General features: G+C 40.7%; 6 protein-coding genes. 2 read left to right on the top strand and 4 right to left on the bottom strand.

Annotated elements, in window-relative coordinates; all coding sequences use genetic code 11:
• Together EXE29_RS16500 and EXE29_RS16495 are read right to left on the bottom strand one after the other, a co-directional pair.
• Positions 1 to 5,509, bottom strand: a 5,509-nt coding sequence (locus EXE29_RS16500; protein WP_120365065.1) for an Ig-like domain-containing protein, incomplete at its 3' end; no start/stop codon positions are given.
• Between the two features lie 445 nt (positions 5,510 to 5,954).
• Positions 5,955 to 7,454 (bottom strand): cation:proton antiporter, encoded by a 1,500-nt coding sequence (locus tag EXE29_RS16495; RefSeq protein ID WP_117008015.1) that lies wholly within the window; start codon positions 7,452 to 7,454, stop codon positions 5,955 to 5,957.
• A 230-nt stretch (positions 7,455 to 7,684) separates the two neighbouring features.
• Between EXE29_RS16495 and EXE29_RS16490 the strand changes: the two genes are divergently transcribed.
• Complete coding sequence (locus tag EXE29_RS16490) at positions 7,685 to 8,239, top strand: hypothetical protein (protein WP_106985742.1); 555 nt, start codon at positions 7,685 to 7,687, stop codon at positions 8,237 to 8,239.
• An 80-nt stretch (positions 8,240 to 8,319) separates the two neighbouring features.
• Here EXE29_RS16490 and ypfJ read toward each other — a convergent pair whose 3' ends face one another.
• Positions 8,320 to 9,225 carry a KPN_02809 family neutral zinc metallopeptidase gene (gene ypfJ, locus EXE29_RS16485; protein ID WP_117008017.1) on the bottom strand — a complete coding sequence of 302 codons (906 nt, stop codon included), beginning with the start codon at positions 9,223 to 9,225 and terminating at the stop codon, positions 8,320 to 8,322.
• 56 nt (positions 9,226 to 9,281) lie between these two features.
• The gene (locus EXE29_RS16480; protein ID WP_117008018.1) at positions 9,282 to 10,202 is read right to left on the bottom strand and encodes a DUF808 domain-containing protein; all 921 of its coding nucleotides are present in this window, start codon (positions 10,200 to 10,202) and stop codon (positions 9,282 to 9,284) included.
• A gap of 188 nt (positions 10,203 to 10,390) precedes the next feature.
• On the opposite strand from EXE29_RS16480, the gene trpS reads away from it, so the two are divergent.
• Positions 10,391 to 11,404 carry a tryptophan--tRNA ligase gene (trpS, locus tag EXE29_RS16475; RefSeq protein WP_106985745.1) on the top strand — a complete coding sequence of 338 codons (1,014 nt, stop codon included), beginning with the start codon at positions 10,391 to 10,393 and terminating at the stop codon, positions 11,402 to 11,404.
• Positions 11,405 to 11,808 lie beyond the last annotated feature (404 nt).

Raw genomic sequence — 11,808 nt, 5'->3', positions numbered from 1 at the left:
TGCCTGTCCAAGAACCGTCTGCTTGTTGAGTTAAGCCACTTACTGTACCGCCAGTCACTTTCACATCAGATGCATCGAAACCTTTAACCGTTTCGCTGAAGCTGATTTTCAAGTTGCCATTTGCATCTAGGGTTGTCGTAGATGTTGGCGCAGTTGTATCGATACTTGGCACACTGATATTTTCAACTTTTGAACCTTTACCGTTATTACCTGCAAGGTCTGTATATGAGTTGTCTGCAACAGTAACTGTGACTAGACCTGGTGCACCTGTGTTGCCATCTGCTGCAACTTTAGCTGTCCAAGAACCGTCAGCCTGTTGAGTTAAGCCACTCACTGTACCACCTGTCACTTTCACATCAGATGCATCGAAGCCTTTGATTGCTTCGCTGAACGTGATCTTCAAGTTGCCATTCGCATCTAGAGTCATCGTAGACGTTGGTGCTGTAGTATCGAAACCTGGAACAGATTGACTAGCTGTTGCTGGTTGACCTGGATTACCTGCATTGTCTGTGTATGAACCCGCTGGAATCGTAATATCTACTTGACCTGGTGCGCCTGTTGGATCATTCGACACGACTTGACCTTTCCAAGTACCATCTGGCTGTTGAACCAAACCAGTGACAGCACCACCCGCTACAACCAAGTCAGATGGAGTGAAGTCTTTTACTGGCTCGCTGAAGCTGATCGTTACTTCGCCCGCTGGCGTAATCACAATCGTTGCTGTCGGCGCTGTCGTATCAACACTCGCAATATCATTTGTTGCGCTATTGCCTTTACCATTATTACCCGCAAGGTCGGTATAAGAATTGTCTGCAACACTCACGGTCACTTTACCCAATGCACCTGTGTTGCCATCTGCAACAACTTTACCAGTCCAAGAGCCATCAGGCTGTTGTGTTAAGCCACTTACTGTGCCGCCAGCTACTTTCACATCAGATGCATCGAAACCTTTAACCGCTTCGCTGAATGTGATTTTTAAGTTGCCGTTTGCATCGAGTGTCACTGTTGAAGTCGGCGCTGTGGTATCAATACTTGGTACATTTTCAATTGCAAATCCACCATTACCTGGGTTATTTGCCACGTCTGTATAAGAGCCTGCACCAATCGAAACAACTACATTTCCTGGAGCACCAGTCGCGCCATTTGCTGCGACTTGCCCCGTCCAAGTGCCATCTGGTTGTTCAGTTAAATTAACCAATTTACCGCCAGTCACTTTCACATCAGTCGCATCAAAGCCTTTTACTGGCTCGCTGAAGCTGATTGTTACTTCGCCCGCTGGAGTCAACGTAATTGTTGGCGTTGGTGCTGTAGTATCGATGCTTGGTACAGATTGTGATTGAGTTGCAGCAGTACCTGGATTATTGGCCAAGTCTGTGTATGAGCCAGCTGGGATGGTTAAATCTACGTTTGCTGACGCACCCGTGTTGCCATTTGCAACAACGTGACCTGTCCAAGTACCATCTGCTTGTTGTGTTAAGCCTTGCAATGTACCACCAGTCACTTTGACATCAGATGCATCAAAGCCTTTTACTGGCTCGCTAAAACTAATTGTCACATCACCAGCAGGTGAAATCACAATCGTCGCTGCAGGCGGTGTGGTATCAACGCTAACTACATCCATACCAAGAACGCTCGAACCTTTACCTGCGTTACCCGCTGTATCTGTATATGAGCTATCAGCAATAATTACATCTATTTTGCCACTCGCGCCTGTGGTTCCATTCGCAACAACTTGGCCTTTCCAAGAACCATCCGCTTGTTGTGTTAAGTTAAGCAGTGTACCGCCATTCACTGTCACATCTGACTTATCAAAACCTTTTACAGCTTCGCTGAAGGTGATAACAACTTCGCCTGTAGGGCTGACTGTAAGTGTAGATGTTGGTGCTGCTGTATCAATCTTAGCTGTTGCACTATCTTCTGCACTAATGTTGCCTGCTTTGTCTTTTGCTGTTGCAGATACAACATAGTCACCATCTGTAAGCGATGTTTTAACGGTATATGACCATTTACCATCAGAAGCAACTGTTGCGATACCTGTCTCAATAACTTTGCCAGTCGCATCAGCAACTTTTACAGTCACTGTAGATGTAGGTTCATTTACTTTACCTTTCACATCAGGTGTTGCGTCATTGGTTAAGCCAACATCATCCACCTCAACCACAGGTGCTTGAATATCAACAATAAATGCTTTCGCAGCTGGCGCACTTTGGTTACCTGCAGCATCTTTAGAAATTGCTTGAAGCATGTAATAGCCTTCAGCCAAATCATGAGATGGTGTGTAAGTCCACTTACCTGTAGCTGTGTCTAATTTTGCTAAGCCCGAATCAATATTTTTACCTGATTCATCTTGTAGATAAATCATGACTTCAACACTCTTCGTCGAATTACCAGAGAATGTTGGTTTTACTTGATTGGTTTGTGGTAACGATGCTGATGTTGTACTTGCAACACTCATTAGCATACGTGCTGAAGCAGCACCAAATAGATTATCAATGTCTACTGTTGGTGGAACAGTATCAATTTTCAAACCTGTATCAATTGCAATATCAGGGTTACCTGCAGCATCTTTAGCAGTCGCTTCAACTTTATAAGAACCATCTGCTAGCGGTTTATTTGGTGTAAATGTCCAATTGCCACTGCCATCAACTTGCGCATTACCAGAGTCAATGACATTACCTGCTGCATCTTTTACTTCTACAGTAACTGTTGCACCCGCTTCAGCTGTACCTTTAATGATTGGTGACGTAGCATTCGTCAAACCTAATACATCAATCGTCACTGTTGGTGGAGTTGTATCTACAACCAAACCTTTGTCTGTTGCAGTAGCTGGGTTGCCTGCAGCATCTTTTGCAGTTGCATCAACAGTGTATGCACCATCTGGAAGTGTTTTAGATGGCGTATAAGTCCAGTTGCCGTTCGCATCTACAGTTGCTGGACCAGAATCTACAACCTTACCTGTCGAATCTTTAACTTCAACAGTGACCGTTGCACCTTTTTCTGTTGTGCCTTTTACTGTTGGAGTTGCATCATTGGTTAAAACCAAATGATCAATAGTCACTGCTGGTAAAGTAGTGTCTACAATTAAACCCGTCGCAGTCGCATTTGCTTTCGTGTTGGCAGCATTTACGGCTTCAACTGCAACTGTATAGTTTCCTTCAGCAAGTGCAGTAGATGGTGTAAATGTCCAATTACCATTTGAATCCACTGTCGCTGGGCCTGTAGCCACAACTTTACCAGTCGAGTCCTTCACTTCAACTGTTACTGTTGCACCAACAGCTGTTTTACCAGAAATATCTGGTGTTGTATCTTGCGTTGGTTTTAATGGATCAATCGATACACTAAGTGCAGATGTATTAACATCTAAGCCTTGCTCTGTTGCTGTTGAAGGATTGCCCGCAGGATCTTTTGCAGTTGCATCAACCGTATATGGACCTTCTGGAAGTGGGTTTGCTGGTGTATATGACCAGTTGCCATTGCCATCTACAGTTGCTGGACCAGACTCTACAACTTTGCCAGTTGGGTCTTTAATTTCAACATTAACAGTTGCACCAGGCTCAGTTTTACCTGAAATCGTTGGTGTATTGTCATTGGTTGGAGCAAGTGGATTAATGCTAATTGTTGGTGCTTGCGTATCAACGGCTAAGCCTTTGTCTGTTGCAGTTGCTGGATTGCCTGCAGCATCTTTTGCAGTTGCATCAACAGTATACGCGCCATCTGGTAATGTTGTAGATGGTGTGTATGACCAGTTGCCATTACTATCTACAGTTGCAGGACCAGACTCTACAACTTTACCTGTTGCATCTTTAATTTCAACATTAACAGTTGCGCCCGCTTCAGTTTTACCTGAAACAGTCGGTGTCGTGTCATTGGTTGGTGCAAGAGGGTTAATGCTAATTGTAGGTGCTTGCGTATCTACAGATAAGCCTTTGTCTGTCGCAGTCGATGGATTACCTGCAGAATCTTTTGCAGTCGCATCAACAGTATACGCGCCATCTGGTAGTGTTGTAGATGGTGTGTATGACCAGTTGCCATTGCTATCTACAGTTGCTGGGCCAGAATCTACAACTTTACCTGTCGAGTCTTTAACTTCAACAGTAACTGTTGCGCCTGGCTCAGTTTTACCTGTCACCGTTGGTGTCGTGTCATTGGTTGGTTTAAGCGGATCAATGCTAATTACAGGTAAAGATGAATCTACATCTAAGCCTTTATCAGTTACAGTTTTATCATTACCAGCTGGATCTTTTGCAGTAACTTCAACCTCATACGGACCTTCTGGAAGCGGTTTAGATGGTGTATAAGTCCAATCACCATTACCATCTACAGTGCCTTTACCTGAATCAACAATGTTGCCATCTTTGTCTTTAATGACTACATCAACAGAAGCATCAGGATCTGTTTTACCAGTGATCGTTGGTGTTGAGTCACCCGTTGGTTTTAACGGATCAATCGTAATTGTAGGATCAGTCGTATCTACAACCAAACCACCTTTATCTTGTGTGCTTTCATTGCCTGCAGGGTCTTTCGCAGTCACTTCAACTTTGTAATCGCCTTCTGGCAAAGGTTTTGATGGAGTGTAATTCCAGTTGCCTTGGTCATCTACATTTGCTTTACCACTGTCAACAACGTTGCCATTTTTATCTTTAATTACAACGTCAATTTCAGCTTTCGGTTCGTTGGTTTTACCGCTAATCGTAGGGGTCGTATCGTTGGTATCGCCCAAATCATTAATACTAACAGTCGGATCTTGAGTATCTACTGTGAAATTTAAAGCGTCTGATTTAGGGCCTTCAACGCCATCCACTGTCTGCGTTGCAGAAATTGAATGTTCGCCATCTGTCAATTCTTTAGGAAGTTTAACGCTCCAGCTACCATCTGCTTTTGCTACAGTTTCAGCAACTAGCTGGTTACCGTCATAAACTTTAATTGTCGCACCAGGTTCTGCACCTGTACCTGAGACAACAGGTGTTTTGTCATTTGTTGCGCTACCCGCTGTAAGTTGGCCAGTTTTAGGCTCAACGTTATCAGTCACAACCAATGTACTTAATTTTTTAACAGGGCTTGGCGTACCATCATTGTTATTTGATGAACCATTATTAACTGCAGCACCTACTGCACCAACACCAGCAGCACCCAATGCCCAAGGTAAAATTGCACCAACTAAAGAGTCTTTATACAATAAAGGCTCAATTTCTGCTAAAGGTTGATATTGGATCACGTCTGCAATGGCACCATTTGCATCTGTAAATTTAGCCCAGAACAAACTACCGTCGTCGCCTTCAAAAACCAGACTGTTATCTGGTTTGTCACCAGCAAAATAATTTTCAATAACAATAGTTTCACCGCTTTTTAGCGTGATTACTGCATTGTTGCCATCTCGCGTAATTGAAGCCACATCCTCTTTCGGGACCTTAACTACAACAACTGAGTTTTGTGTAAGTCCAACACGGTTCGAATCGACTTGTTCTAGAACCTGATGACTTTCCTTCGAAATAACAGAAATTTGCGTCATAGCGTGACCCTCAATATGTGTTATGTATGTTTCTGTTTTAGATTAGTTTTGCAATGTGTTGTTTTTTTAACTTTTTCATTAAAATAAAACCCATTAGAAACTCTATTTTTAATAATGTGTTTTATATCACATTTTGCTTTTTTTTTGCACAATTGCTTGAAAAATATTGTTTAATTGCCATGTCTACACTCCTAAAACTGTAATATAACCATTAAATAACAACAACTTATTTTTTGTGACATGAGTCACATTTTTTGTAACCGAATTTCCAGCTTTTTACTTAAAAATAGAAAGCCATATACCAAGTTTCCGTCAAATGGTTATAAATTAATACTTTACATAAATAATAAAAAAGCCAAATAAAGTTATACTTTATTTGGCTTTCGCAATTCTTATACAGGTTAAATGTATAAGATAAATATCAGAGTAAAATTTGTACTAATCCTTAGAAGTTATCTGGGTTTTCTAAGCGTTTTACTTCTTGTACACGCTCAGGGTTATGTACCGCAGCTACACCATCCTCAGCCTTTTCATCAATCAATGCTTCTGGCTTATACACGGTAATCGTTTCATTACCTAATGCATCCTCACCCACCACATATTGAAAACCTTTACGGTTCATTTTATGGCACATCCGTTGATACCAACCTTTAAAGCCTTGGGTTTCTTCATCAGGATTATGATAAAAAGCATTCATGACCGCAGGCAGGCCTAAACCGCAGACCAAACCAGATAACAGCACCACAATAAAGGTATACCCAATTAAAATACTGCTATATTCACTTAACTGAGGCACGTTCGCGACCGCCAAAATTAAGGCAAGCGAAATCCCACCACGCACCCCACCCCAAGACAATATGGCCAAACTACCGTTGTAACTCTTTTTGCGAAAACTTGGGAAAAAGGCAAAGGAAAGATAATTGGCAGCAAAGCGTGAAGCATGCAAAATTAAGAAGGCAACAATCCCGCCCAAAATTAAGCTAATACTGAGATCTAAAATAAAAAGCTCTAAACCGATAAGCGTAAATAAAAAGGAGTTAATAATCCCTTCAACTGTATGCCAAAAATGATTCACTTCACGGATTTCACGTGCTTCTAAAATCTCTTTCCAGCGGTTACCCACAATTAAGCCACCAATCACACATGCAATAGGTGCAGAAGCGTGAGCAAACAATGCAACTAAATACGAACCACAGGCCAATAAGGCCGTAGTCAAAATCAGCGACTCCATCTCATGCTTACCACGTAAAATACGCAATATGGCTTGACCAAAACCCCAGCCAATAATAATAGCTACGACAATTTCATAAAGTAAGGTTTTTAAAATGCCATACAATGTGACGTGCGCACCCTGCAGTACATTTAACAAGGTCATAAATAAGGCAATACACATTGCATCGTTAAATAGTGACTCACCTTCCAACTTAACAATTAAATGATGGGGAGCACGTACAGAACTTAATACGCCTTTAATCCCGATTGGATCCGTCGCCCCCAAAGCAGCACCAAGCAATAACAGCACCAGTAAATCAACATGCTGTCCAATTAAAAATTGGTAACCATACAGCGCCATCCCAAAGAACGTGGCACACAAAACCAGCGCAATACTGGCCAAAATACTAATAGGTTTCCAATGGCTACGTAAATCTGAGACCTTAAATTTCAACGCGGAAGACGTCAAAATAAAACAGATCACACCATTAATTAAAAAGTCATAAAAATCAATATGTCGAACTGCTTCCTCAATATTATGAATATTGATGACCACAAATTGATTACCATTCAGCAGGCTTGCGCCCCACTGTAAAATAAAGACAAAAATTGCTGAAACAATAGGCACACCAATGGCTTGTGGAAAGCCCAAGATCCGCTTATTAAAAATTGTAGTTGCAATTGAGAGTGCAAAAATTACAGTAAATACCTGTAAGAAAAAAAAGTTTCCCATTCCTCATCCAATTCTTTGAGCCTGAGTGCTAATGAGCAAATTCAAATTATATATTTAAATAAAAAATACCTAACAGCAACTCATTTAGATTGTAAATATTGTACTCAAATCGCGACTATTTTCGTGTAGCAATTCAGTTTATTTCACTATTTCATACAGAATGTTTTACCATAAAGTAACTGCCATAGGTTTAGTGTCTTATGGTTTAAACTGCTTGTTGTGATGATCTTATGCACCTTACTGTAAAAACTGTTTTCCGCATGTGTTTCGCGGCTGTTATTTTTTTCATCACCATCTCTTTGGTCTGGACGTGTATCTCAAAATTAAATGAAATACGTTTAGCTGATCAAACATTTCAAAATGCTCAAACGATTCATTTGGTTTCCACAAAGAAAGAGCAATTGGTGTTAATTTCTAACAATCAAAAACCAGACCCAGCTATATATATTGCGATTGCGCAAAATGGTTATATTGCCAAAATTAGTTGCGAGCACTATGCAAATATTTGTACAGATCAATACAACCAGCAACAAACCCGACAGATTCATCAAGTCGATTTACTAAAAGTAGGCTACAACTTCTATATTCATCAAGTTAAATATACGGATAGTCGCACACAACACTCTCAGGAATTCAAATACGATCAAGCCCAAATACAACAAGCATATCAACAAGACATAAATAATTTAAAATTTACAGTGTTTGGGATTGGATTATTTTCGTGCGCAGCCCTATTTGTTAGCTTCCGAATTTTAGTTAATTTCAAGAAATTCTTAAATAAATAAACATGTCTTTAAAATCAAAATCTAGATCAGCATCAAAAAAAGAAAAGAGGAAAGTCTTTTTTTGATGCAATAAAACTTGTTTAAATTGCTTGATTAAACGTATCGCAACTGTCAATTCGACCTGACTTTAAACCAATGTCAAACCATTTCATCCGCTGTTGACTAGTACCATGGGTAAAACTGTCTGGTACCACTTGGCCCGTTGCGCTTTTTTGCAAATAATCATCACCAATTTTATGTGCAGCATCCATCGCTTCTTCGACATCACCTGATTCTAAAAATTGCGTACGCGCATTGTTGTGATTTGCCCAAATTCCTGCGAAACAATCTGCTTGTAATTCTTGACGAACGGACAACTGATTACCTTGTACTTTCGTTGCTTTGGCACGTGCTTGCTGCACCTGCTGAGAAACACCTAAAAGTGTTTGTATATGATGACCAACTTCATGAGCAACCACGTATGCTTGTGCAAAATCTCCAGCCTGATCATCACGACTCAGTTCAGTGTTATTTTGCTCACCCGAAATACCCATTTGCGTGCGCATATCTTTAAAGAATGCTGTATCTATATAAACTTTTTGATCTGCAGGACAATAAAATGGCCCCATTGCAGCTTGTGCAGTACCACAGCCTGAGTTCACTACACCATTAAACATCACCAATTTAGGTGGCGTATATTGTGCATTCAACTGCTGTTTAAATATTTCATTCCATGTATCTTCAGTATCTGCAAGCACAGTACCCACAAATTGCATAGCTTCTTGCTGATCAGGTGTAGGATTATCCAAACCTTTGGTTTCCGCAGACGATGCCTGCTGTGTAACTTGCTTGGTTGCTTGATAAGCCTGCTGAGGGTCAACACCAAAAAACTTCCACGCAACAAAAGCCACAACTAAACCAAGGATACTAATCCCACCCGCTTTCGCACCACCGCCACCACGACGGTCTTCTACATTTGCACTGACTCGGCGACCTTTCCAACGCATCTCAATCTCCCTATTCAGCTATTTTGGTTATGTTAAGCCTATTCTTTCATTTGGGTCTAGGTGCTTTTATGTCGAACTTTCCCAATCAGATGAACAACCAACAAGACCAAGAGACCTGCCACAATACCTGTCACCAAGTTAATTGCCGTGGGTGTTATTGCACCGATAATACTCGACATAGTTGGGAGCTCCTGTGCAAATTGTACTGCATCCTCTGTAAAATGATGCATCCAAGGCACAGCATGATTAATAATACCACCACCCACTAAAAACATCGCGATGGTTCCCACAATCGTAAGCGTCTTCATTAACTTTGGCGCAAATGCCAGTAATCCTCGGCCAATTGTATTTTTAAATGCTGAGGGTTTCTGAGTCAGATAAAGCCCTAAATCATCAATTTTTACAATCATTGCCACAAAACCATAAACACCCACAGTCATAATGACTGCAATCACACTGAGTACACTTAGCTTGGTCAAAAATGTTGCGGTCGCAACAGTACCCAAGGAAATCACTACAATTTCAGCGGACAAAATAAAGTCGGTACGAATCGCCCCTTTTATTTTGTCTTTTTCAAATGTAGCCAAATCAATTTCAGTATTTTCCAGCTCCTGTTGTGCATCTTCTGCTGTTTTTGCTTTTTTATGAAATAGACTATGAATAACCTTCTCTACACCTTCATAGCATAAAAATAAACCACCGATCATCAGCAAAGGATTGATCAGCCACGGTGCAATCACACTGATTAAAAGCGCTAAGGGCACCAAGATTAATTTATTAACAAATGAACCTTTTGCAACACCCCAAACCACAGGTAATTCACGCTCTGAACGCACACCACTGACTTGCTGGGCATTTAAGGCGAGGTCATCCCCTAATACGCCAGCCGTTTTTTTGGCTGCCATTTTACTCATGACCGCAACATCATCTAAAACCGTGGCAATATCATCTAGCAATAACAACAAACTACTGGCCATTTTTATTCTTCCTCATTTTTTGCATGAGTTTAATCTCTTTCAACGCAAAATAATGTATCTGCATGATGATTTTTTAGATATTTTTTTGCAGTTTTCTAATGTGGCTGACATATTGAAAAATTATCCCGTACAATGTTGCCATTCGTTAAAAATGTATCGCAGCACTGGCTGCAAAGATGGAATAGATAATGAGTAATCAAGATAATCGTCCAGTGATTTTGACTGGCGACCGCCCAACAGGACAACTTCACCTCGGTCACTTTGTAGGTTCTTTACGTTCACGTGTAGGCTTACAAGATTCACATCACCAACACCTGTTATTGGCTGATGCTCAAGCGCTGACTGATAATGCCGATAATTTCGAAAAAGTACGTCGCAATATTATTGAAGTTGCAACCGATTATTTGGCAGTCGGCATTGACCCTACTAAAACAACAATTTGTGTTCAATCATGCTTACCAGCATTAAATGAACTCACCATGCTTTACTTAAACTTTGTAACGGTTTCACGTTTAGAGCGTAACCCGACCATTAAATCTGAAATTCAAATGCGTGGATTTGAGCGTGATATTCCAGCAGGCTTCTTATGCTATCCAGTTGCTCAAGCTGCCGACATTACTGCGTTTAAAGCCAGCATTGTGCCTGTAGGTGAAGACCAAATTCCAATGATTGAACAAACCAATGAAATTGTTCGTCGTTTGAACCGTCAAATTGGTCATGACTTACTGCCAGAATGTAAAGCACTCTTATCAAATGTTGGTCGTTTACCTGGCTTCGATGGTAAGGCTAAAATGTCTAAATCTTTGGGCAACACTATTGTGCTTGATGCATCTGACAAAGACATTAAAAAAGCTGTTAATGCGATGTATACAGATCCAAATCACCTTCGTATTGAAGATCCAGGCCAAGTGGAAGGTAACGTTGTCTTTACTTATTTAGATGCCTTTGATCCAAACAAAGAAGAAGTTGAAGAACTAAAAGAACATTACCGTCGAGGCGGTTTAGGCGATGGTACAGTGAAGAAACGTCTTGAAGGTGTACTTAAAGAATTAATCACGCCTATCCGTGAGCGTCGTATCGAACTTGCAAAAGATCCAGATTACATCATGGATATTTTGAAGCATGGTACAGACAAATGTCGCGATATCACACAGCAAACGCTAGATGAAGTTAAAGCAGGTCTTGGTGTATTCCATTTCTAAGAATTTTCATCGCAAATTAAAAGCCTTTCTTTGATGAAGGGCTTTTTTTATACAAATTCTTTGACATCAGTCACACAAAGTGCGCATTCTTAACGCTTCGTAACATCGCGTAACTCGAATACTCATGAATGATCCACACTTTCGTTTTATGATCTACTCATGTTTTAGGAAACCCTAAGTCATACATTTTTCCTTTACCGAGACTACGCGAGTAGTTTCGTTGTTATACGCAATGACAACCCCAATCATTGCGTATTTTTTTGTCCAAAAATCATGTATTCAACCAAATATTTCACATTAAGCCATATTAAAAAACCCACAATTAAGTGGGCTTTCTTCAATTCATAACTGAATCAGATATTAATTTAATGGAAACTCTATCCCCAAAGACACCCCAGCATCTG

This window comes from Acinetobacter sp. WCHAc060006 (genome assembly GCF_004209135.1).
Lineage (GTDB): Bacteria > Pseudomonadota > Gammaproteobacteria > Pseudomonadales > Moraxellaceae > Acinetobacter > Acinetobacter cumulans.
This window is presented reverse-complemented; position numbering and strand designations above follow the sequence as displayed.